The 23,133-nt window shown below is 69.8% G+C and carries 21 protein-coding genes; 6 read left to right on the top strand and 15 right to left on the bottom strand.

Annotated features, from left to right (window positions below):
- Positions 1-41: 41 nt before the first annotated feature.
- The gene (locus tag M1L60_RS29070; protein WP_253240722.1) at positions 42-1,121 is read left to right on the top strand and encodes a Gfo/Idh/MocA family protein; all 1,080 of its coding nucleotides are present in this window, start codon (positions 42-44) and stop codon (positions 1,119-1,121) included.
- Here M1L60_RS29070 and M1L60_RS29065 read toward each other — a convergent pair.
- From M1L60_RS29065 to M1L60_RS29025, 9 genes are all read right to left on the bottom strand, one after another.
- Positions 1,109-2,083 carry a DUF1996 domain-containing protein gene (locus M1L60_RS29065; RefSeq protein ID WP_253240721.1) on the bottom strand — a complete coding sequence of 325 codons (975 nt, stop codon included), beginning with the start codon at positions 2,081-2,083 and terminating at the stop codon, positions 1,109-1,111. The genes M1L60_RS29070 and M1L60_RS29065 overlap by 13 nt on opposite strands.
- 487 nt (positions 2,084-2,570) lie before the next feature.
- Complete coding sequence (locus M1L60_RS29060; protein ID WP_253240720.1) at positions 2,571-3,791, bottom strand: ABC transporter permease; 1,221 nt, start codon at positions 3,789-3,791, stop codon at positions 2,571-2,573.
- On the bottom strand, positions 3,788-5,308 hold the full coding sequence (locus M1L60_RS29055) for a sugar ABC transporter ATP-binding protein (protein ID WP_253240719.1): 1,521 nt from the start codon (positions 5,306-5,308) through the stop codon (positions 3,788-3,790). Before M1L60_RS29055 ends, M1L60_RS29060 begins: the two co-directional genes overlap by 4 nt.
- Complete coding sequence (locus M1L60_RS29050) at positions 5,290-6,282, bottom strand: sugar ABC transporter substrate-binding protein (RefSeq protein WP_253240718.1); 993 nt, start codon at positions 6,280-6,282, stop codon at positions 5,290-5,292. The genes M1L60_RS29055 and M1L60_RS29050 overlap by 19 nt, the downstream gene beginning before the upstream one ends.
- 34 nt (positions 6,283-6,316) lie before the next feature.
- Positions 6,317-7,645: a lyase family protein gene (locus M1L60_RS29045; protein ID WP_253240717.1), complete on the bottom strand. Its 1,329-nt coding sequence runs from the start codon at positions 7,643-7,645 to the stop codon at positions 6,317-6,319.
- Between the two features lie 102 nt (positions 7,646-7,747).
- The gene (locus tag M1L60_RS29040; protein ID WP_253240716.1) at positions 7,748-8,338 is read right to left on the bottom strand and encodes a class I SAM-dependent methyltransferase; all 591 of its coding nucleotides are present in this window, start codon (positions 8,336-8,338) and stop codon (positions 7,748-7,750) included.
- A complete protein-coding gene (locus tag M1L60_RS29035) occupies positions 8,335-11,490 on the bottom strand; it encodes an ATP-binding protein (protein ID WP_253240715.1) in 3,156 nt (1,051 codons plus the stop codon). Before M1L60_RS29035 ends, M1L60_RS29040 begins: the two co-directional genes overlap by 4 nt.
- The gene (locus M1L60_RS29030) at positions 11,490-12,077 is read right to left on the bottom strand and encodes a hypothetical protein (RefSeq protein WP_253240714.1); all 588 of its coding nucleotides are present in this window, start codon (positions 12,075-12,077) and stop codon (positions 11,490-11,492) included. Before M1L60_RS29030 ends, M1L60_RS29035 begins: the two co-directional genes overlap by 1 nt.
- 44 nt (positions 12,078-12,121) lie before the next feature.
- The gene (locus tag M1L60_RS29025; RefSeq protein ID WP_253240713.1) at positions 12,122-13,066 is read right to left on the bottom strand and encodes an endonuclease domain-containing protein; all 945 of its coding nucleotides are present in this window, start codon (positions 13,064-13,066) and stop codon (positions 12,122-12,124) included.
- 288 nt (positions 13,067-13,354) lie between these two features.
- Here M1L60_RS29025 and M1L60_RS29020 point away from each other — a divergent pair, with 288 nt between their 5' ends.
- From M1L60_RS29020 to M1L60_RS29000, 5 genes are all read left to right on the top strand, one after another.
- Positions 13,355-13,636 carry a hypothetical protein gene (locus tag M1L60_RS29020; protein ID WP_253240712.1) on the top strand — a complete coding sequence of 94 codons (282 nt, stop codon included), beginning with the start codon at positions 13,355-13,357 and terminating at the stop codon, positions 13,634-13,636.
- Positions 13,637-13,662: 26 nt separating this feature from the next.
- Complete coding sequence (locus tag M1L60_RS29015; RefSeq protein WP_253240711.1) at positions 13,663-14,037, top strand: YbaB/EbfC family nucleoid-associated protein; 375 nt, start codon at positions 13,663-13,665, stop codon at positions 14,035-14,037.
- Positions 14,030-14,344 (top strand): type VII secretion target, encoded by a 315-nt coding sequence (locus tag M1L60_RS29010; RefSeq protein ID WP_253240710.1) that lies wholly within the window; start codon positions 14,030-14,032, stop codon positions 14,342-14,344. Before M1L60_RS29015 ends, M1L60_RS29010 begins: the two co-directional genes overlap by 8 nt.
- Entirely contained in the window at positions 14,341-15,033 is a 693-nt protein-coding gene (locus M1L60_RS29005) for a WXG100 family type VII secretion target (RefSeq protein ID WP_253240709.1), read from the top strand. Before M1L60_RS29010 ends, M1L60_RS29005 begins: the two co-directional genes overlap by 4 nt.
- 66 nt (positions 15,034-15,099) lie before the next feature.
- Positions 15,100-15,411 carry a hypothetical protein gene (locus tag M1L60_RS29000; protein WP_253240708.1) on the top strand — a complete coding sequence of 104 codons (312 nt, stop codon included), beginning with the start codon at positions 15,100-15,102 and terminating at the stop codon, positions 15,409-15,411.
- A gap of 85 nt (positions 15,412-15,496) precedes the next feature.
- Here the strand turns inward: M1L60_RS29000 and M1L60_RS28995 are convergent, their stop codons facing one another.
- The 6 genes from M1L60_RS28995 to M1L60_RS28970 form a co-directional block, all read right to left on the bottom strand.
- Complete coding sequence (locus M1L60_RS28995; protein WP_253240707.1) at positions 15,497-16,681, bottom strand: Gfo/Idh/MocA family protein; 1,185 nt, start codon at positions 16,679-16,681, stop codon at positions 15,497-15,499.
- A gap of 27 nt (positions 16,682-16,708) precedes the next feature.
- Positions 16,709-17,755, bottom strand: a complete 1,047-nt coding sequence (locus M1L60_RS28990; RefSeq protein WP_253240706.1) for a substrate-binding domain-containing protein — start codon at positions 17,753-17,755, stop codon at positions 16,709-16,711.
- A gap of 50 nt (positions 17,756-17,805) precedes the next feature.
- On the bottom strand, positions 17,806-18,822 hold the full coding sequence (locus tag M1L60_RS28985) for an ABC transporter permease (protein ID WP_253240705.1): 1,017 nt from the start codon (positions 18,820-18,822) through the stop codon (positions 17,806-17,808).
- Positions 18,819-20,453: a sugar ABC transporter ATP-binding protein gene (locus M1L60_RS28980; protein WP_256517330.1), complete on the bottom strand. Its 1,635-nt coding sequence runs from the start codon at positions 20,451-20,453 to the stop codon at positions 18,819-18,821. Before M1L60_RS28980 ends, M1L60_RS28985 begins: the two co-directional genes overlap by 4 nt.
- Positions 20,450-21,691: an ROK family transcriptional regulator gene (locus tag M1L60_RS28975; protein ID WP_253240704.1), complete on the bottom strand. Its 1,242-nt coding sequence runs from the start codon at positions 21,689-21,691 to the stop codon at positions 20,450-20,452. Before M1L60_RS28975 ends, M1L60_RS28980 begins: the two co-directional genes overlap by 4 nt.
- 246 nt (positions 21,692-21,937) lie before the next feature.
- Entirely contained in the window at positions 21,938-23,041 is a 1,104-nt protein-coding gene (locus tag M1L60_RS28970; protein ID WP_253240703.1) for a YihY/virulence factor BrkB family protein, read from the bottom strand.
- Between the last annotated feature and the right edge of the window lie 92 nt (positions 23,042-23,133).

The raw sequence follows: 23,133 nt of genomic DNA, 5'->3' as shown, positions 1-23,133 counted from the left end.
ATATGGGAAACAGCCCTGACCCGAAGACGTGGAGAATTATCGTGCTCCAGCCGCTCCAGCCCATCGCCGCCGCCTGTGACCTCACCGTTCCCGAGCCCGTCCGCAAGACGATCGGCATCGTCGGGGCCGGGGCCATCACGCAGGTCGCGCACCTGCCGGCGTACCGGAAGGCGGGTTTGACCGTCGCCGGCATCTGCGATCTGGACGCCGAGCGGGCAGAAAAGCTGCGCCAAGAGTTCGACCTGCCGCGCACCTACACGCTCGACGAGCTGCTGGCCGACCCGGCGGTCGAGGTCGTCGACGTCGCCGTGGTGCCCGAGGCCCAGCCGGCCATCGTGCGCCGGGCGCTCGAGGCGGGCAAGCACGTGCTGGCCCAGAAGCCGCTGGCCGTGGATTCCGAGCTGGGCGCCGAGCTGGTCAAGGCGGCCCAGGCGGCCGGCCGGTCCCTGGTCGTCAACCACCAGATGCGCTACGGCGAGGGCATGGCGGCGGCGCGGGCGATGGCCGAGGCGGGCTGGATCGGCGAGGTCACCGCGGTCGTCATCGACGTCGACATCGAAACCGACTTCACCGCGTGGGACTGGCTGGTCACCTCACCGCGGCTCGACCTCATGTACCACTCGATCCACTACCTCGACTCGGTGCGCGCGCTGATGGGCGACCCGGCGTCGGTCTACTGCGTCGGCGGCCGGCGCCCGGGCCAGGCCGTGGCCGGCGAGACCCGCACGTTCACCACGCTGACGTTCGACGGCGGCCGCCGCGGCCTGATCAAGGTCAACCACGAGAACAAGACCGGCGACCAGTCCGCGACGTTCCGCATCGACGGCTCGCACGGTTCCGTCCGGGGCACGATCGGCCTGCTCTACGACTATCCGCACGGCCGCCCCGACACGGTCGAGGTCAACAGCCGCGTGCTGCCGACCGACGGCTGGCTGCCCTACCCGGTGACGACGCGCTGGATCCCCGACGCTTTCGTGGGTCCCATGCGTGCCCTCCTGCTCGAGGCCGCCGGCGAGGCCCCGGCCCCGACCACAGCCGCCGACGGCCTGCGCACGCTGCAGCTGGTCGAGGCCGCCTACGCCTCCCTCGAATCGGGCGAGGTGCAGCGCTACTTGAGGTAGCCGTTGTTGTCGCAGGTGCGGCGTTGGGCGATGCAGTTGCGGGTCTGCTTGGCCATGAAGTCGGCGTCCCACATGACGAAGGCGTCGCCGTGCATGGAGGAGGCGCTCTTGCCGGTCTTGTCGGACGAGAGGTAATAGCCGGCCTTCGTACCGGTCACGCCGTACTGGATGTCGAAGGTGATGGCCGGGATGCGGACCGGGTGGCTGGCCGGGCAAGAGCTTGCTGAGCCGAAGGCCACGTGGGCCTTGTGGGTCGGGCTGTCCAGGTTCTTGCCGTCCCAGCAATCCGGGAACTGCATCATGAAGTGGAACGTGGCGCCCTTGCCGCAGATCGGCCAGTTGCCGTTGGTGCTGCGGGCGATGCCGTCGAGGTCGCCGGGGCCGTAGAACGCGCAGTAGAACTGGCCCTGCGCGCCCCGCGGCGTCGGCACCTTCTTCTTCGCGTCGCCGGCGATCATGCGCAGGCCGTTGGGCATCGGCAGCACGTCGCCCGACTTGTCGCGCAGCGAGCGGTAGTAGACCCGGAAGCCGGTGGTCTCGACCGGCTTGTTCGTGGCGTTGTCGTACAGCGTGGGCACCCAGTAGGCCGAGTGGTCCTGGGCCGGCTTGCAGGTCGAGGCCGTGAACTTCATCAGGTCACCCGCGGTCGTGTACGCATCGAGCTTCTTGTTGCCGACGAACGAGTGCATGTGCGACGCGCCGGGCAGACCGGGCAGCACGATCGGGTCGTCGGCCCGCCGGTGGCTGTAGGTGCAGTCGGCCCGGAACTCCGGCAGGTTCCCGACGTTGCCCGGCACCGGGTCGGGCTTGCGGGCCTTGTACGCGCTGACCTGCTTCTGCCAAGCCGCCTTGTCGACCGGGACCCAGCCCGCCTTGGGCGGCGCCTCACGGGTGGCCGCCGTGGTCTTGGGCGACGCTGTGGCCGAGGCGCTGGACGACGCCGGGGCCGGCGCTGGGGGCACGGCAGCGGCCCTCGTCGCGGACGGGGCAGCCGGCCGTGAAGTGACAACGGGCGCCGCCACCGGCGACGGCTGCGGGTCATCGCTCGTACCGGCCAGGGCAACCGCCCCCACCGTCACTGCCACCGCGGCTGCGGCCACACCCGCGAGCCCGACTGTCAGGGCCCGGCGAGGCCCGCGACGGTGACGGGACGGCGGCGCGTCGCCGGGCCGGTTCGCGTACGACACAGGTCACTCCTCAACCAGGGCTGATGCGGCCGCGCCGGACCCGGGCGGCCCGGCCGGCGCTTGATCACTGGCAAAGGAGACGCCCCGCACGGACGCCGATAACAGAAAGAGCGAACGACTTTTCGTCAAGATCGCGGGAGTGCCACCGCCTCCCCCGCCCACCCAGGGTCAAGACCCTACAGCGCAAATTTGGGAACGCCGGAAGTTATCCACAGGGCATGACGAAGCCCGGCGGTTCCCCAACCGCCGGGCTTCTGGACTGTCAGTGACGCACTAACTCTTTGTTCTCGGTTGCGCTCTCCGAGGGTGGCGCCCCGCTGCCCTTGTTGCGGCGGACCGCCAATCGGAAGCGGCGACGTTCCCGCTGGCTGGTCGCGGTGTAGAGGGAGGCCGCCGCCACCAGAACCGTGCCCTGCACGACGTTCTGGTAGTTGGAGCCGATGTTCAGCACGTTGAAGCCGTTGCTCAGGGTGAACAGGATCAGCGTGCCGACCACCGACTTGGCCACGTAGCCCGAGCCGCCGAACAGCGACGTGCCGCCCAGCACGGCAGCGGCGATGACCGTGAGTTCACCGCCGGTCAGCACCGTGGGGTCGACCGAGTTGAAGCGGCCGGCGTAGAGCACACCCACTATCGCCGCGACCGTGCCGTTCACCACGAACGCCACCATCTTGTAGCGGTCGACGGCGATGCCGGACAGCCGCGCCGCCTCGGGGTTGCCACCCACCGCGTACAGGTTGCGGCCGACCACCGTGAAGCGCAGCACCAGGGCCGTCAGCACGGCCAGCACCAGCATGATCCAGACCGGTGCCGTCTGGGTCAGCATGAGCGGGCGGAACACGGCCAGCAGGATCAGCGCCAGGCCGGAGAACCACAGGCCGGCCGTCGACACCAGGCTCGTGCCGCGGCGGATCAGCAGAGCCGCGCCGGCGATCAGCAGCACGCCGATCCCGATGGCGACGCCGATCGGCAGGGCCCAGCGCGCGGTCGCGATGTCGAGCAGCGTGGTGTCGGTGGCGGTGATGCTCTGCCCGTCGAGGATCGCCTGCACCACGCCGCGGACCGCGGTCAGCGTGCCCAGCGTGACGATGAAGGCGTTGACCCCGAGTTTCTGCACCAGCACGGCGTTGACCAGGCCGACCAGGGCGCCCGTGATCAGGGCGGCCAGCAGGGCCACGACCGGGCCGTACGAGTCGACGGTCTTCAGCGCGACCGTGCCCGCCAGCGCCGCCGTGGACGCCACCGACAGGTCGAAGTTGCCGGTGATCAGCACGACCGTCATGAAGATGGCGAGGATCGCGATCAGCGCCGACTGGTCGAGGATGTTGCTGAGGTTGACGCTGCTCAGATAGCTCGGCCGGCCCTGCGCGGCCGAGGTGATCGTGAGGATCGCGACGAGCGCGATGAACGCGTACACGACACCGGCGGCGCGGGGCGCGAGCGCGCGCCGCCACGAGCCGTGGTCGGCGGTTGACGAACTCATGCCGGTTGCCCCTCCTTCAAGCCACTGGCCAGCGCCGTGACCTCGTGCAGATCGGTGTCGGCGACGCGCAGGTCGGCGACGATTTCGCCGCGCCGGATGACCAGGATCCGGTCGCAGGCGGTGAGCAGCTCCTCGAACTCGCTGGAGACCATCAGCACGCCCCGGCCGTCGTCGGCCAGCCGCCGCACCAGCTGGAGGATGTCGCCCTTGGCCCCGATGTCGACGCCGGCCGAGGGCTCGTCGAGCAGCAGCACGCGGGCCGGCCCGTACACCCACTTGGCGAACACGACCTTTTGCGCGTTGCCGCCGGACAGCTCGCCCACCGCCGACTCGGTCGAGCCGCACACGATGCCCAGGTCGTCGACGGCCTGTTGGGCCAGCGCCTTCTCGCGCGCCGCGCGGGGCAGCAGGCGCCGCCACGACATGCCGCTCAGGTAGGGCAGCGAGATGTTGCGCCAGATCTCCCAGTCGCGCACGAAGCCCTGGCGCGCGCGGTCTTCGGGCACCAGCGCGAGCCCCGAACGCACGGCCGCGCGCGGCGAGTGACGCACGGGCCGCCCGTCCACAAGAACCTCACCACTGCAGGCCGGGTCGGCGCGGTAGATCGCCTCGAGCAGTTCGGTCCGGCCGCTGCCGAGCAGACCGGCCAGGCCGACGACTTCGCCTTCGTGGATGGTCAGATCGACCGGTCCGAAATGTCCGGCGGACGAGAGATCGCGCACGCTGAGAACGGCCGGCCCCAGCGTGCGGGTCACCGGAGCCGAGGACTCCATGCGGGCCAGCCGCTTGCCGACGATCGCGGTCACCAGGCTCTCGACCGTGACGTCAGCAGTCGGGGAGTCGACCACCACCAAACCGTCGCGCAGCACCGTGAGGTGGTCGGTCAGCGCCATCACCTCGTCGAGGAAGTGCGACGTGTAGACGAACGTGGTGCCCGCGTCGCGCAGCCGCCGCACCGAGCGGAACAGCACCTCGCGCTCGGCCGGCGACAGCGCCGCGGTCGGCTCGTCGAGCAGCACCACGTCGGGGTTACGGGCCAGCGCCTGCAGGATCGCCACCATCTGGCGGGCGCCCACCGACAGCTCGGAGACCAGTTCGCCCGGGTCGAGCTCGTAGCCGACCCGCTCGCACAGGGCGAGCAGTTCGGTGCGGCGGGCCGCCGCGTCCCAGCGCTTGGTCTCGCGGCGGCCCAGGAACACGTTCTCGACCACGGTCATCGCGTCGACCAGCGGGGTGTGCTGGTGCACGGCGGCCATGCCGGCCTCGAGCGCCTGGCCGGGCTGCGACCAGTCGACCGGGCCGCCCTTCCACTCGACCGTGCCCGCGCTGGCCTGCTGCCAGCCCGACAGGATCTTGATCAGGGTGGACTTGCCGGCGCCGTTGGCGCCGATCAAGCCGTGGACCGTGCCCGGCAGCACCTGCATCGAGACGCCGCGCAGGGCCCGGGTGCCGCTCGTGTACGTCTTCTCGACGTCACGAACGGCGAGGACGGGCGACGTCACCATTGCGGCGTGCACGAGTCGACGTTGGCCTTGGTGACGCCCGGGGTGTCGTAGAACGTGGTCTTCGGGGCGCCCGAGAGCTTGCCGGTGACCGCGTCGTGCAGCAGCTGGACGGCCATCTCGCCCGAGTCGTACGGCTTGTAGCAGACCGTGCCGACCAGCGTGCCGTCCTTGACCGCAGCGATGCCGGCCTCGGAACCACCGACACCGATGATCTTGGCCTTGGAGTTGGCCGACTTGACCGCGGCCGCGCAGCCGACCGCCATGTCGTCGCTGATCGCGTAGATCAGGGCCAGGTCGGGCGTGGCGGCCAGGATGTTCTGGCAGGCCGACTGCCCGTCCTGCTTGGTCCAGCCGCCGGGCTGGGTGGCGACGATCTGGTAGCCGCCCTTGGCGTCGAGCGCGGCCTTGAACTTCTCGACCCGAGTGGTGTTCTCGTCGAAGCCGGGAGCGCCGGTGATCACCGCTACCTTGCCGCCCGGCACCTCTTTGACCGCCAGGTCGCCGGCGGTCTGGCCGGCGCCGCGCTCGTTCTCGGTGACGATGAACTTCAGCTTGTCGTACGGGCTCTCGACGTCGCGGTTGGCGCCGACGTAGCCGTGCACGGTGCCGACCGGGATGTTGGCCGCGGCCGCCTGGTCGACCAGCGCCTGGCCGGGGCCGGGCGAGAGCGGCACGAGCAGGATGCCGTCGACCTTCTGGGCGATGAGGTCTTGCATCTGGCTGGCCTGCTTCTGCTGGTCGCCCTGGGAGTCGAGGGCCACCAGCTTGATGCCGAGCTCGTCGGCCTTGGCCTTGGCCCCCTTGGCCAGCGCGGCCGGGAAGGTCACCGATTCCTGCTGGTTGGCCAGGCCGAAGGTGAGCTGCTTGGCCGGCGCGGACGCGCCGGCCGCGGTCGACTCGGACGGGGACTCGGTGTCGCAGGCGGCGATGCCGGCCAGCAGAAGGCTCAGGCCGGCGGTGGCGGCCAGGCTCCGGGTCAATTTCATGTGGAAACTCCTGTGAAGACGGTGAGGGAGAGGGTCAGGCACGCCACTCGGACAGAGCGGCATCGCAGATTCGGCGGGCCGAGCCGACGTACGCGGCGGGCTCGGGAAGGGTGTCCGCGATCGTGGACCAGGTGACGTCCCCGACCTTGGCGCGCACGGCGTCTCGCAGCGATGAGCCCTCGGACCGGGAATCCCGGACCGCGCCGTACACCAATTCGTGTGCTTTGTCGCGCCCGAGGGCGGCGGCCAGGGCGATCATGTAGGCCTCGGCCATCAGCCGGCCCCCGTCGAGCTCGAGGTTGGCCGCCATGCGCTCGGGGAAGACGCGCAACCCGTTGGCGATGGTGGCGGCGGCCCGCAGCGCCCCGGCGGCGGCGGTCAGGGTGGCCGGCACGGCCTGCCACTCGACCTGCCACTCCCCCGCGGCGCGCTCGTGGCCGGCCTCGAGGGCCCGCAGCACGGCCTGGGCGTTGGTCTCGGCCATCACGCCGAACCCGACGGCCAGCTCGGACGAGATCGGGTTGGCCTTCTGCGGCATCGTCGACGAGGCCCCGCGGTACATGCCGTCGGCCTCGGCGATCTCGCCCACCTCAGTACGGGAGAGGTCGACGACCTCGCGGCCGAGCCGGACGCAGGAGGCGGAGGCGAGCGCGGCGGACTGGGTGAGCTCGCCGATCCGGTCACGGGCGACGTGCCAGGACTGGCCCGTGTCGGCCAGGCCGAGCCGGGCCGCCAGCTCGGTGCGTACGGCATCGGCGGTGTCGCCCAGGGCAGCCGAGGTGCCGCCGGCGCCGAAGAGCGACACGACCGACACCGCGTCGCGGGCGCGGAGCAGGCGGGCGCGGTGCCGGGTCATCTCGGACAGGAACACGGCCATCTTGGCCCCGAAGGTGGTCGGCACGGCCTGCTGGGCGTGGGTGCGGCCGGCCATCACGGTGCCGGCGTGCGCCTCGACCAGCTCGGCGAGCCCGTCGCCGACCGAGCCGGCCAGCTCGAGCAGACGGCTCGCGGCGTCGCGGACCTGCAGGGCGAGGGCACAGTCCATGATGTCTTGCGTGGTCGCGCCGTAGTGCACGAACGCGGCATCGCGGTCTTCCAGCGCCTCGCAGATCATCCGAACGAGCGGGAAGATCGGGTAGCCGACGTTGGCCGACTCGGCCCACAGCCGCGGCAGGTCGACCACCTCGAGCCGGCACGCCTGGGCGATGCGCTCGCCGGTCGCGTGGTCGACCACGCCCGCCGCGGCCAGCGCCCGGCCCAGCTCGGCCTCGACCAGCAGCCAGTCCGTGACGGCCCGCTCCTGCGAGAAGACGGCCGCCATGGGCTCGTCACCGCCGAGCCGGGTCAGGAGGTCAAAGGCCACGGTGTGCTCGCTCTCGTCCAGTTCAATCGTTTGAACGATGCGAGACTATGACGCAGGCCACCGATCAGGCAACCGTTTGAACGGCGAGATTTTTCCGCGGTGTTACGCGATGCGCAAAACAGCGACCAGGAAGTCGGCCTCGGGCGCGAACGGGCGCAGGTCCCACGTCGCCAGCAGAAGGTCGCTGGTCAGGCCCGCGGACGCGGCGTCGGCCAGGAAGTCGTCGAAGTCGTACCCTCGCCCCGAGCCGAACCCGACGACCAGGCGCCCGCCCTCACCCAGGTGGCGCCCGCACCGGCGCAGAATCTCGACGCGGGTGCTGGGCGCCACGAAGGTCATGACATTGCCGGCGCTGACGACGACGTCGAAACGGCCGGGCAGATCGAGCTCGCTGAGATCCCCGACCAGCCATTGAGCGCCCGGGTGGTTCGCCTGCGCCTCCGCGATCAGCGCCGGGTCGAGGTCGATCCCGACCACCTCGTGCCCCGCCGCGGCCAGATGACCGCCGAGCCGCCCCGTGCCGCAACCGGCGTCGAGCACCCGGGCCCCACGCCCCAGCATCGCGTCGACGAATCGCGCCTCACCGGCCAGGTCGGCGCCGGCCTCGGCCATCGTCCGGAACCGGTCGATGTACCACTGCGAATGCTGGGGATTCTCGTCGAGCAGCTTCAGCCAGCCGTTCTGATCACTCATTTCCCCGATGCTAACCGGCGGTCCGCTTCACCAACTCGGCAATGCGCACTTGGGCGGGCCCGGGCCAGCACCTCCTCGGCCGTCAGCGGGCTTCGCGGATGATGCGTGAGAGACAGCGGCGTACGGATCTTGCGGGGTGGAACTCCCTCGGCCGCCAGGTAGAACTCGCCGGTGGTGAGCCGGGAGATGTCAGGCACGTCGCCGCCCTTGGCCTTGGCCATGTCGCGGGCCGCCTCGATCTGGATCGGGCTGTTCATCAGTCCGTACATCTGGGTGGCGGCGTTGCCCGGGATGCGGTTGTGCAGCCCCTTCGGCGCCTGGGTGGCGAAGACCAGACCCAGGCCGTACTTCCGGGCCTGCGCGGCCAGCGCCAGCGTGCTCTGGGTGCAGGCCGTCATCGCGCCGGACGGGGCGAACGTCTGGGCCTCATCCATGATCAGCAGGCCGAGCAGCGGGCGGTCGCCGGCCGGATTCTTCTTGATCCAGGCGAACAGCGCCATCTGCAACTGATTGACAAAGCTTTGCCGTACGTCGTCCGAGGGCAGACCGACCAGGCTGACCACCGAGATCCGGGCGCGCCGGCCCGCCGCCGGGGTGAGCAGCAGCCCCGGATCCATGGGGGTGCCGTGCCCGCCGAACAGCGGATCGTTGACCATCGCCGCGGTCAGCGTCTGCGACAGCGCCAGCCCGATCCTGTCGGCGTCGTCGATGTCGATGAGCCCGTCGGGCAGGTTGCCCAACGTGTCGATCAACCCCTGCAGCCGGCTGCCGCCCCGCCGCCCGTAATGCTCGACCGCCTTGCGCAGAACCGCCAGACCCAACTGCGTTCTATTTGTACGACCGGTGAGCCCGGCCCGCGGCGTCAGCGACGCGACCGCCGCCTCGACCGCCTCGTGGAACTCGTCCTCGTCGTCGCGCACGCTGCGGAAGTCGGGCAGCGGCTGGAAACTGAGCGGACGGCCGGACGCGCGCCGCGGCGTCCACACGACCACATCGGTGTTGGCCAGGTAGTCGGTGGCCTTGGCGGCGTCGCCCGGGCCCCACTGCGGCGGCGGTGACGGCCAGGCCTCACCGAGCCGGGCCAGGTCGTTGTTGGGGTCGAGCACGATCGCCGACACGCCCTGCAGCGCGCACTCCTCGACGATGCGCCGGATCAGCACCGTCTTGCCCGAGCCGGAGCCCGCGAAGATGGTCGCGTGCTTGCGCAACGCCTCGAGCGGCAGCCGCGCCGCGGCCCCGTCGGCATAGTCGTAGCCGACAGTGAAGGCGGGCCCAGTTTCGGATTCAGGTTCAGGTTCGGGTTTCTTCGCTGTGGCAACAGTTTCCGTTGTGTCCACATCAGACAAAACTAGCTGCAGGAACCCGAGTCCGTGCGCCGGACGGCGTTCGGCGAGCCAGCCGCGCAGGTCCATCGTGGTCTCGGCCAGCATCATCTGCAGGGCCGACATCGTACGCAAATCGGCCTCGCTCAGGGCCAGCGTCAGAACACCTGCAGCCTCGAACGAGGCGACCGCTGCCTTCGTAGCCGCGCCACTCGACCACTTGGCGTTGCGCAACAGCACGAGCCGCCGCTTCGGAGTGCCCGCGGCGATCGCCGCCGCCACTGACGCCTTCCGGATCCGGGAGAGCACCGCAGTGGGATGGTGCTGGTCGCTGATCGCCCGGAAGGCCCAGTGCGCCTGGTCCTCCGTCTGCTCGTTAAGGGTCAGGCGCAGCCGGGCGTGCAGCGGCGGGTCGTTGCTCGGGGGCGAATCGACGCTGAACGCGTCACCGTCGTCGCCGCGCTCGAGGGCCCAGGCCGTGAGCCCGGCCGCCAGCAACGCGGGCATGGCTTGGTCCTCGGTCTCGCGCGCGAGCGGCCGGACGACGTCCGCCTTTCCTTTCAGCTCGGCGAACCTCCGGTCGTACCTCTCGAAGTCGCCGACCGGGACGTCCGGTTTTGCCGGTTGCCTTTCGGCTGACGGCTCGTCCAGTTGGTCGAGAACGCGGATTTCCTCGTTCTCGAGGCATCCGCGGACATGGTCGTCGATCGCCCTCAGCAGTTGCCTCGGCGTGAAGCGGCCGGCCTTTTCGAACGCCTTCGGCGCGACCGGCCACGTCGGGAACGGCGGCTCGAACCCGATCTCGGCATAGCGCATCCGGAATCGCTTCTCGATGATGGCCCGGGCCAGGTCGTCGTCGTTGATGCGCATGAGCTGGGGCGTCTGCCGGAACCGGTCGGCCACCGTGTCGGCCGCCGTGGTCTTGATGATCGTCCATGACGTCGGAATGCAGGCGATGACGGTCAGAGTGCGACGCGTGATCTGCCGCAGCATCATCAGGCCGTCCGCCATGCGGGCCAGCATCAGCGCCTGCTCGGGCTCGACGTACGGCGCCGCCGCGTCACCCTGCAGAGCGACCTGGGCCACGAGGGTGTCGATCTGATCGATGGCAATGACCGACGGTCCGGTGAGAGCCAGCAACCACGAGAGATCCTGCACGATCTGCTGCGCCGACCGGGGCGCGCGACGCATGCCCCAGGAATGCCGCTCGCCCGGCTCGTTCTCCTCGCCCGAGTTGAAATAATTGTCGGCCAAATCGCGATGCTCGACGTTCTCCGACGCCCGGAGGGCCAGGGCCCGCGCGGTCTCCTGACTCGAGTGGGCGACCTGCCGGTCGAAGTCGCCGAGTCCTTTGATGAACGCGTCGACGTCCTCCCGGGTCAGATCGGTCTGGCCCATGAAAGCCCGGCGGGACCGTCGCGGCGCACCCACCCTTTCCGACAACCGCCGCAGCAACAGGGTGAGCTGGGTGTCGCCGGTGCCCGGGATGGGCCGGGCCAGGCCGTCGAGCATCGCTATCCGCACGCTGTCCCAGAAGCTGCCCGCGTCGAGCAGCCCGACCAGGAAGAAATAGCCGCCCTGCTCGTGCACCTGCTCCCGCACCCGGCCGAGCAGATGCGTCTTGCCCGAACCGCGATGGCCCTGCATCACCAATCCGATCGGGCTGGCCGACTGACTCCTTTCCGCCTCCCGCACGCCGTCGGAGATGGCCCGCAGGGCCGGAAGGTGCAGACCGTCGACGTGGAAAGGCAACGGCCGCCAGATGTCATCGGGCACCGGCGCCCAGTCGAACCGGAGCGACTCCAGGGCCTTCTGTTCCGCCTCGTTCATCACACACCGATCGCCAGCAGATGGTTCTGCTGACCACCGAGACGCAGGGCCGCCTCGTGGTCGGCCGCGGTCAGCGTTTTCTGGTTCGATTCCGGCACGATGTTGGCCTCGCCCCGGTCGCTGAGTTCGCGCAGGACCTCGTCCACACGATCGCGCGGCACGTCCGCGAAGAACGGGCGCAACCGGCGCAGGCTCACCCACGCCCCCGGTTCGTTCGCCAGCGCGTGATAGGCGCTGACCACCCGCGGACCGATATCACCGGCCACCGCGCGCATCTCGGTCCGGGCAAACAGTTCCGTCAAATTCGCGGCCCCGCTGCGCTGCAGGACGCGATCACGCAGATGGGCGTGCAGGGCGGTGAGGGCCGCGCCCACCGCCGCCGCGCCGCGCGCCTTGAAATCGAAGTCGCTCTGCATCCGCACCCAGCCCTTGTCGTCGAGCTGAATCGCGACCGTGCGACCGCTGCGACGACTCGACACGTAGTGCAGGCGGGCGAGTTTGTCGCGCTGCTCCTTGCGTACGTCGAGACCGTATTTCGCTTTGAGCTCGGTGTTCAGCACCTCGCGGGCCTCGACCATCAGCACCATCAGGATCGCGCCCTCGGACGGGGTCAGGTCATCGCCGGCCATAGCTATTGTCCTTCCGTTGTGTCGCGTCGCTGGGCCCGCACAAAGGTGCCGATCTCGTGGACCACGGCGCCGACATCGTGAACGATTCGAGCATTGGTGAAACGCAGAACGGCATAACCGTCCAAAGTCAGTCGCACATCGCGCCGCCGGTCGAGTTCATAGCGGTCGGGCCGGCAGTGTTCCGGCCCGTCGATCTCGACCACGCACCGTTCCGCGGGCCACCAGAGATCCAGCCGTACGGGCGGGGTGAGCTCATTCGACCGGTAGTCCTGATTCCAGCGTCGTCCACTCGCCCACGACTCCCGGGCCAGCGCCGCTTCGAGGGCGGCTTCGACCGCGCTCGCCGGATGGGGACGGCCGGCCTCGGCCACACTGCCGCGTCCTGGTCTTCCCAGCCGTACGACCGGCACCCGGTCGTTCCCCGCCCCCAGCAACCACACGGCCGGTCCACCATTGCTGACCAGCCATTCCGCGCCCGCTACCACGTCGTCGCCGCCCACGCCACCGACCAGCAGCACAGTGCGACGGCGGCCGAACGCCTGCGCGACCAGGCGGGTCAGCTCGCGCGCACGGATCCGCAGCGGCGGCAACCGGAGTGGACGGCGGCCGGTGAGCGCCAGCACGGCGAGGTCGGTGAGGAATGCACGCGGATAGCGGCTCGTGCGGGCGACCTCGGCGGCAAGCAGACGGGCCGCGGCGAGACCGCCGAGGTCGGGCCGGCTCTCACCCACTCCGGGCAGCCAGGCCGGCAGCAGCCCGACGGCCGCGCGTTCCAACTCGGCCACCGCAGCCTCGGCGAAAGCACCCGGCCCAGCGCCGATAACCGGAGTCCGGCTCACCAGCGGCGCCAATTCACCATGCTCAGCGGCAAGACAATGGGCGAGTTCATCAATATCGACATCGGGCAGCGAGACAACCCGATCAACCGGAACATCCGCCACGATCATGCGCCCCGCGGTGGTCAGTGTTCTCAACCCTTTCCCACCCGGCGCCGCATGTCGTTCAACAGCCTACGAATCACCCCCGCCGGGCGCCATAGCGCAGATGTGACCCTTTTCTCGCCGAACGGCTGATTGCCGTGACGCGCGTCCCAGTCACGTCGTCTTTCCGACCCTCTCTCCGCCTTGCTTCCCTGATCGCATTCCGCCGCTGCCCACCCCGAAAGATCCACAATGCCGGACACGGATCGATTGCGATCTGTTGTTACGCTACCCGCGACCCGATCACCTGCGCCGATGAACGGACCGACCTGCCGACCCGTCCCCGAAGTCCCGGCGGCGGCCCTCCGGACCCGCCAACCGGCGGCGGCTCCCGCCCCCGCGGTGGTGGCGGCCCTCGTGGCGGTCCTGGCCGACGACCTCCCTCCGGGGAGGCTGTTCCGCCTGGTCTCGGTCGACGGTGGCCGCTCCCTCGACCACGATCCGACCGACAGCGGCGCGGCCGTCCATCTTCGCGAGCTGGTCCGGTGGATCCACGCCGCCATTGATCAGGCCGAGGAAGAACACGGGCGTCGATGATTGACGGGGCGCGGTAGAAAGAAACGATGACCGAGCCTCTGCTGGACCCGGACAGTTCCCGTGAGTATCTGCGGGACTGGAAGGGGCGTGTCGATCGGGCCGCCGCGGCCACCCAGGCCATGGCCGATCGGCTCGGTGACCTGCGGATCACTGCGGTCGACGGCAACGGGCTGGTCGAGGTGACCGTCGATTCGAGTGGGCATGTGCTCGATGTTCGCTTCACCGAGCGGATCCAGCGGGTCGCGCCGGAGGCCGTCTCGCGGGCCGTGATGACCGCGCTGGGTAGCGCGCGGCGCAAGGTGGCCGTGCTCAGCAAAGAGATCATCGACGACACCCTGGGGCCGGCGTCGGCGGCGGGGCGGGCGATCGAGGAGCAGCTGCGAGGGGCGCGCGATGAGTGACGGGTTCCAGGTCGACGCGCAGCAGATCCGGGCGCACGCCACGAAGATCGATGCCGTTCAGCAGCGGTTCGCGGCCGTCAAGACCGCCAGCACGGCCATTGTTCAGGACGATGCGGCGTACGGGCTGCTCTGTGGGTGGATGGCGGGCATTCTCGAGGCCCGGCACGCGAAGCAGGACGAGCTCTACGCGTACGTCGAAGAGAATTTGCGCCTGGCGTCCGACGCGCTCGTCCGCACGAGTGAGGACTACGAGCGGGCCGACGACGACGCGGCCAATCGGCTGCGTAAGGCCGGTGGGGTCGGATGACCAATCTGATCGCGGTCGCGTCGACCGGGCCGGGCACGTCCGGCGCCTCGCTGGTCGACAGCTTCCAGGGGTTGCAACAGTCGATCGCCGGCGGCAGCTGGGTCGACCAGGCACTCGCCGGTGGGGCCTTCGCGCTTGAGGCCGCCTCAGCCGTGCTCGACCCGTTCAGCACGCTGCTGGCCAACGGGCTGGGCTGGGCGATGGAGTATTTCGAACCGCTGCGCGAGGTCCTCGACAAGCTGGCGGGCATGCCCGACCGGGTCGCCGCGCACGCTGCCACCTGGCAGAACATGGCCGGCGAGCTGGCTGCCATGTCGGCCGACCTGCAGGGCGCGCTGGCCGCCGATGTGCCCGACTGGACGGGGCCGGCCGCGATGACCTACCAGAGCCTGATGGCCAACAACGTCGACGCCCTGGGCGGTCTGTCCTCGCTGGCCGCGACCATGTCCTCGGCCACGCAGGCGGCCGGCAACCTCGTCATGTTCACCCGCGACATCGTCCGGGACCTGATCGCCGACCTGGTGGCCCGCGTGATCGTCTGGGCCGCCGAGGCGTTGCTCGTCGTGACCATCCCGATCGTCGCCGCCCAGATCGCGTCGGCCGTGGTGAAGTGGGCCGGCCGCATCCTCGGCTACACGACTGCCCTGGTCACCAGCCTGACGAACCTGACCCGCCTCGTGAACGGGTGACATCGGCTCACCCCGCCGGGTGAGACCGGTAATCACTTCGCCCGGTAACCGTGTCATGGTTCGCATGTGAGTGATCAGCGCCGGGCGCCCGCCTACCTCGACGAGATGCGCACGCTGATGCGCCAGGTGATCGTGTCCGACGACGCGTCGGTCCCGACGGCCACCATTCTGGCCGCGCTCCACGACCATCTGGAGACCGAGGATTTCGCGACCAGCCTCTACCTGGTGTGGGGGTGCCTGGGCGAGAACGAATGGGAGTCCGACCGGGCGGCCGACGCCGCGCGTGAGTGGCTCGAGCTCGACCACCATGACCGCGACGCCGTCCGCCGCTACTACGACCACTGGTTGTACGACGTGTGTGGTTACCAGCGGCCGTGAAGTTCCGTCACGGGCCGGCCCGGCGCGGGGCGCAACCGCGCCGATCCCTCGCCGGCCCGCGACGGACGTCTGTCACACCGGCTGATCAGACCGGTTCCAGGGCCGGCTCCACGGTCGTCCACTGCGCCGACTCGGCCGACCGGCTCACCGCGTCCAGCACGAGCTGCACCTGCAGCGCGTCGGCGAACGACGGGGTGGGCTGCTGACCGGTGGCGATCGCCTCGATCAGGTCGCGCACCTCGTGGGTGAACGTGTGCTCGTAGCCGATGCCGTGACCCGGCGGCCACCACGCCGCGATGTACGGGTGGTCGGCCTCGGTGACCAGGATGCGACTGAAGCCCTGCTCGGTGCTGGGCAGCGCGGCGTCGTAGAACTCGAGCTCGTTCTGCCGTTCGAAGTCGAACGCCAGCGAGCCCAGCGAGCCGTTGAGCTCGACCCGCAGCGCGTTCTTGCGGCCGGTGGCGAAACGCGTCGCCTCGTACGTGGCCACCGCGCCCCCGTCGAGCCGGGCCAGGAACAGCGCCGCGTCGTCGACGGTCACGTCACCCAGGTTGGTGCCGTCGGACGACGCCGACAGCCCGGACGATCCGGACGTGAGCGGGCGCTGCTTGATGAACGTCTCGGTCAGCGCCGACACCGAACTGATCGACTGCCCGGTCACGAACTGGGTCAGGTCGATGATGTGGGCGCCGATGTCACCCAGCGCGCCCGAGCCCGCCAGGTCTTTCTGCAGTCGCCAGACCAGCGGGAACTGCGGGTCGACGATCCAGTCCTGCAGGTAGGAGGCGCGCACGTGACGGATCGTGCCGATCCGGCCGTCCTGCACGAACTTCCGCATGAGGGCCACGGCGGGCACCCGGCGGTAGTTGAAGGCGCACATGGCCCGTACGCCCGAGGCCGCCGCCCTGGCCGCGGCCGCGGCCATCTCGCGGGCCTCGGCCACCGTGTTGGCCAGGGGCTTCTCGCACAGCACGTGCTTGCCCGCGGCCAGCGCGGCCAGGGCGATCTCGGCGTGGGTGTCACCGGGGGTGCAGATGTCGATCAGGTCGATGTCGTCCCGATCGATCAGCGTTCGCCAGTCCGTGGTGTGCCCGGCCCACCCGAGCTTCGCAGCGGCGGCCGCCACCCCTTCCGGGGAACGGCCGCTCACCGCGGTCATCTGTGCCGACAGCGGCAGGTCGTACGCGTGGTTGACAGTGCGCCACGCCACCGAGTGTGTGGCGCCCATGAAGGCGTAGCCGACCATGCCGACCCGCAGCTGCTCCGACATCGATTCTCCTTTTTGACGAGGCCCGGATCAGAAGCCGAGCTTGGCGTACTGCGCGGCGTTGTCCTTGGTGATCGTCTCGGACGCGAGAGTGATCTCCTGCGGCACCTGCAGCTCGACCAGGTCGCTCATGCCCTTGCCCTGGCCGATGAGCCGGGCCAGCGAGATGGCCGACGACGCCATCGAGGGGCTGTAGGTGACCGTCGCCTTGAGCACCGAGTCGTCCTTGGTGATCGCGTCGATGGCCGCCTTGGAGCCGGCCCCGCCGACCATGAAGAACTCGCTGCGGTTGGTCTGCTTGATCGCGGCGAGCACGCCGATGCCCTGGTCGTCGTCGTGGTTCCAGAGAGCGTCCATCTTGGGCAGCGCCTGCAGCAGCGCGGTCGCGGCGGCCTGGCCGGAGTCGGCGGTGAACTCGGCCGGGCGCCGGTTGGCGACCTTGAAGCCGTACTCGGCCAGGGCGATCTTGAAGCCCTCGCTGCGCTCCTGGGTGAGCTCGAGGGAGTCGATGCCCGGAATCTCGCCGATGATCGGGTTGGTGACGCCCTTGGCCTTGAGCTGGTCGCCGATGTAGTGGCCGGCGGCGGTGCCCATGCCGAAGTTGTCGCCCTTGATCTGCAGGCGGAAGGCGGCCCGCGACGGGAACGCCCGGTCGAGGTTGATGACCGGGATGCCGGCCTTCATCGCCTCGAGGCCGGTCGCGTCGAGCTCCTTGCCGTCGGCCGGGAGCATCACGAGCACGGTCGGCTTCTGTGCGATGAGCGTGGCGATCGCGGCGCGCTGGGCGGCCGCGTCGGCGCCCGACTCGACGGGCTTGAACTCCACGTCGGAGTACGCCGCGGCCTGGGCCTTGGCGTTGTTGGTGATCGCCGCGAGCCAGCCGTGGTCGGCGGCCGGGGCCGAGAAGCCGATGATGACCTTCTCGCCGGTCGCCGCGTTCGGGTTGGCGCTGGTGTCGGTGTTGGTGTTCACCTGCGCGGTGTTGTCGGGCTCGTTGCTCGTGCAGGCGGTGAGAAGGGCGCCGGCGCCGACGGCCGCGCCGCCGAACAGAATGCGCCTACGGGACAAAGCGGACATGATTCCTCCCAAGGGGGTACCCGGCCGGGCGGATCCGGGCGAAAGAAAGATCAGCGCTTGAACAGTTGCGTGAGTGATTTGTAGCGGAACTGCTGGATCAGGACGGCGAGCACGATGATCGCGCCCTTCACCATGTTCTGGACCTCGGTGGAGAGGTTGTTGATGGCGAACAGGTTGGTGATGGTGGAGAAGACCAGCACCCCGAAGAGGGCGCCGACAATAGTGCCGCGGCCGCCGCTGAGCAGCGTGCCACCGATGATCGCGGCTGCGATCGCATCGAGTTCGTACAGGTTCGCCATGGCGGCCTGAGCGCTGGTCGCCTGCGAGGTCAGCATGATCGCGCCGATGCCGCAGCAGAGGCCCGAGAGCGCGTAGAGCAGCAGGGTGTGCCGCTTGACGTTGATGCCGGCCAGCCGGGCCGCCTCGGGGTTGCCGCCGACCGCGACCGTGCGCCGGCCGAAGGTGGTGCGGTTGAGCAGGACCCAGCCCGCGGCGACGACCAGGAACAGGATCCAGACCAGCAGCGGGATGCCGAGCAGACGCTCGCTGGCCAGGCTGTTGATGAAGTCGTTGGCCGACACCTGGGTCTGCTTGCCGGAGATCTGGGCGGCCAGACCGCGGGCGGCCACCAGCATCGCCAGGGTGGCGATGAAGGGCACCAATTTCCCGTACGAGATGAGAACGCCATTGACGAGGCCGACCGCGATGCCCACGACCAGAGCCGTGAAGATCATGCCGCCCGCACCGTAACTCTGGGTCGCCAGTGTGGTGGCCCAGACCCCGGCCAGGGCGATGATCGCGCCGACCGACAGGTCGATGCCGCCCCCGATGATCACGAAGGTCATGCCGACCGTGACCACGCCGATCGCCGACGCCTGCTGCAGGATCGTCAGGAAGTTGTTCTTGACCCAGGTCGGGTCGCTGTAGAGGTCGGGCTTGGTGATGATGCCGACCACGATCAGGAGGACCAGCACGCCGACGAGGCCCAGATTGCGCAGGGTGTTCTCGTCGAGCTTGCGGCGCTGCTGCTTGATGGGCGCCTCCGGGGGCGCCGTCTGGGTAGTCATGCTGGCTCCCCTTCCAGAATGGACTCAGTGGTCAGCGATCCGGCCATGATCATGTCGAGGACGGCGTCCTCGTCGATGTCGCCGGCCGCGGCCTCGTGGATGATCCGGCCCTCGCGCATCACCAGCACCCGGTCGGCCAGACCGAGCACCTCGGGCACCTCGCTGGAGACCAGCAGCACCCCCACGCCTCGCTCGGCCAGGTCGTGGATGACCTGGTAGAGCTCGGCCCGGGCGCCGACGTCGACACCCCGGGTGGGCTCGTCGAGCAGCAGCAGCTTGGTGTCCTCGAGCAGCCACCGGCCGACGACGACTTTCTGCTGGTTGCCGCCCGAGAGGGTGCGGATCGGGCGGTTCACGTCACGCGGGCGCAGTTCCAGCGCGTCGGCCGTCTTTTCCGCGGCCTTGCGCTCGCCGGCCACGTCGGTGAACCCGACCTTGGCGAAGTTGCTGAACGACGCGAGCGTCATGTTCTTGTAGACCGGCTCGTCGAGCAGCAGGGCCTGGCTCTTGCGTTCCTCGGGCGCCATGCCCATGCCGTTGCGGACCGCCCGGCCGACGCTGGTGATCCGCGCGCCGTCGAGCGTCACCGTGCCGGTGTCGGCCGTGCGGGCGCCGAAGATGGTCTCGAGCAGTTCGGACCGGCCCGACCCGACCAGCCCGGCGATGCCGACGATCTCGCCCGGCGCGACGGTGAGGCTGGCGTCGGCGAACTCGCCGGTGCGGCCCAGCCCGTCGACGACCAGCAGCGGGTCGCGCTGCTCGGCCGGGCGGCGGGGCGGGAAGACGTACTCGATGGTGCGGCCGGTCATCCGGCTCACCAGGTCGCGCGTCGGGGTGCCCCGGGCGGGCAGGTTGGCCGCCGTGGTGCGGCCGTCCTTGAGCACGGTCACCCGGTCGCCGATCTCGCGGATCTCCTCGAGCCGGTGCGAGATGTAGATGACCGCGATGCCCTGGGCTGTCAGCTCCCGGATGATCCGGAACAGGTTCTCGACCTCGTCATGAGCGAGCACAGCGCTGGGCTCGTCCATGACGATCAGCCGGGCCTCGTGCGAGAGCGCACGGGCCATGCTGACGACCTGCTTGCCGGCGGCCGGCAACGATCGCACGGCCTGCCGCGGCGGGATCTCGGCATGGCCGAGACGGGCCAGGATCTCCCGGGTGCGGGACGCGGTGGAGCGCCGGCGGGTGAAGCCGAGCTTGCTGTCCTCGTGGCCGAGGAACGCGTTCTCGGCCACGGACAGGTCGTCGACGAGGTCGAGTTCCTGATAGATCGTGGCGATCCCGGCCCGCATGGCGGCCTGTGGGGTGGCCGGAGCGAACGGCTCGCCGAGCCAGGTGATCTCGCCACCGTCGGCCCGGTGCACACCGGCCAGCGTCTTGATCAGGGTCGACTTGCCGGCGCCGTTCTGCCCGAGCAGGCAGTGGACCTCACCGGCGCGCACTTCGAGCTGCACACCGTCGAGGGCCCGGACGCCCGGGAAGGTCTTGACCACGTCGGTCAGGCGCAGGACCACGTCGCCGGGGCCCTCACCGCCGTTCGTCTCGTCCGGCGGGGCAGGCACAGTTTCATCAGTCTTGAGGGCGGTGGACGCGTCGGCGGCAGCGCCGTCGCGTGGGGCGGGAACGGTCATGAGGCCTGCTCGAAAGCCGTGTCGCTGGCCAGCACGGCGGCGCCGGTGACACCGGCCCGGCTGCCCAGCTCCGAAAGGACAACGGGGAGGTTGCCGGTGGCCAGGGGCAGCGACCGGCGGTAGACCACACTGCGGATCTCGGCGAGCAGCACGTGACCCAGCAGGGCCAGACCGCCGCCGATGACGATCATCGAAGGGTTGGAGAAGGACACCAGGGTGGCCAGGACACCGCCGACGCGGCGACCACCCTCGCGGATGAGGCGGATGCAGGTGACATCGCCCTCGGCGGCGCCGTCGGCGACATCGCGGGCCGAGATGTGGATGGCCGGCTCGGGGCGGTCGTCGTCCTCGCCCGCGGCCTCGTCGGCCGCCTGGAGCGCGGCCTGATAGGCGGCCAGCCGCTCGGCCAGGGCCGGCGAGTCGCCCGAGCGGGCCGCGGCCAGCGCGTCCCGGGCCAGGGCGAAGCCGCTGAACAGAGCCTCGAGGCAGCCGGTGTTGCCGCACGAGCAGACCGGGCCGCTGGGGTCGACCTGGATGTGGCCGATGTCGCCCGCGCACCCGTCGACCCCGCGGTAGACGGTGCCGCCGAGGTGTATGCCGCAGCCGATGCCGGTGCCGATCTTGACGAACAGGAAGTCGTCGACCGAGTGGGCGACCCCGCCGTGGCGCTCGCCGATGGCCATGATGTTCACGTCGTTGTCGACCACGGCCGGGCAGCCGTGCTCGCGGGCCAGCAGCTCGCGGACCGGGTAGCGGTCCCACCCGGGCATGATCGGGGGCGACACCGGCACGCCGTCGCGGAAGCTGACCGGGCCGGGAACGCCGATGCCGACCGCGTCGAGCCGGTCGTAGGCGCCGTCGGTACGAGCCTTGTGCAGCAGTTCGTTGACCCGGTGCAGTATCTGCCGCGGCCCCGAGCGGATGTCGGCCGTCTCGCGGTAGGTGGCCACAGGCTCGAGCCGGCCGTTCGTGACCTCTATGTCGATCGAGCTGGCGCCCAGGTCGACGGCCGCGAAGCGCAGGCGCGGGTGCAGTTCGACCAGCGTCGAGCGTCGCCCGCCGCGGGAGGCGGCCATGCCGGCCTCGGCGATCAGGCCGGCCGCGACGAGCCGTTCGACCTCGGCCAGCAGCCGGGGGCGGGTCAGCTCGAGACGGTCACCCAGCTCGGCCCGGGACACCGGTCCCTCATCCCGCAGCAGGCGCAGGACCCGCAGGTGGGGAGCATCGGCCACGTGCACGAAAGACCTCCGGAGACGCTTAACACCGGGGTAACCCCTCGGTGTTGTGACGGTCACAGTAGGCGCGTCGTGCCTTCGGAGTCCATACCTTCTCGAAGATCATTCCTAACTTTTGTCTATTGGAGCAAAAGTTGCGTTCGTTATCGACTGTTGACCTAGGTCTGCTTCGCTCGCCCGCTCCGGGTTGCCCGGGCATGCGAAGACCCCCGGATCGCCGATGGCGACCGGGGGTCTTTCGTTCTCGGATCAGCTTGTACTCAGCCCTTGTTCGCTGCCCTTCTTGAGCTTGCGGTCGTCGCGCAGCTCCAGGAAAGGCTCATCCGACGGGTCGTGGCCGGCGGCGATCGCGCGGCCCCGCTCGAGCTCGGCGTCGAGCTCCGCACCGAGCAGGATCGCGATGTTCGAGATCCACAGCCAGACCAGGAAGGCGATGACACCACCCAGGGTCCCGTACGTCTTGCTGTAGTTGGCGAAGTTGGCCAGGTAGATGGCGAACGCGCCGGAGGCGACCAGCCACAGCACGACGGCGAAGATGCCGCCCGGGCTGACCCAGCGGAAACCGCCCGTCTTGGCGTTCGGCGAGGCCCAGTAGAGGATCGCGAACATCAGGCTGACCAGCATGATCAGCACCGGCCACTTGGCGATGCTCCACACCGTGACGGCGACGCCACCGAGCCCGATCTTCTCGCCGACCACCTGCGCCAGGTCGCCGGTGAAGACGACGATCACGGCCGACAGGATGAGCATGATGCCGATGACCGCGGTCACGCCGACCCGGATCGGCAGCGTCTTCCAGATCGGCCGGCCCTCGGGCACGTCGTAGACGGCGTTCGAGGCCCGCATGAAGGCGGCCACGTAGCCGGAGGCCGACCAGAAGGCCAGGAGCAGACCGACGATCGCGGCGAAGCCGGCCGCCCCGGTGTCCTGCACCTGACTCAGGACCGTGTTGACGAGGTCTTCGATCTGCTGGTTGTTGGCGATCTCACCCACGGTTTCCTGCACGGTCTGCTGGCCGTCGTCGCTCAGCATCCCCAGGATCGACACCAGCACCAGCGCGCCCGGGAAGATCGAGAGCACGCCGTAGTAGGTGAGGGCGGCCGCCCAGTCGGAGACGTTGTCCTCCGAGAACTGCTTGAACGTCCGCTTCACGGCGGCGATCAGGCCCTTGCCCTTGAGCTGGGTCGGGCTGTCCGGGCCGGCGTCAGGCGACGGCGCCGACAGGTCGGCCGGCTTGTCCTCGCCGGTCCTGGTGCTGGCGACGTCGTAGTCCTCGGCGCCCTTGCTGCGAGCACGCTCGGCGTCGGGCGAGGAGTTCGCCTTGTCGTCATCGTGCTTGTGACCCAACTTCATCGCGGTTCCTCCAGGCACACACCGTCCTCGGCCAGGCCGCCCGCTTCGTCATGCGGCTCCGCGGTGACGTTTCGCAACGGCCCGATGACGTG

Source organism: Paractinoplanes aksuensis, assembly GCF_024137025.1.
In the GTDB taxonomy this organism is placed as follows: Bacteria; Actinomycetota; Actinomycetes; order Mycobacteriales; family Micromonosporaceae; genus Actinoplanes; species Actinoplanes aksuensis.
Note: the sequence above shows the minus strand (reverse complement) of the source record. Positions and strands in the feature narration are given on the sequence as shown.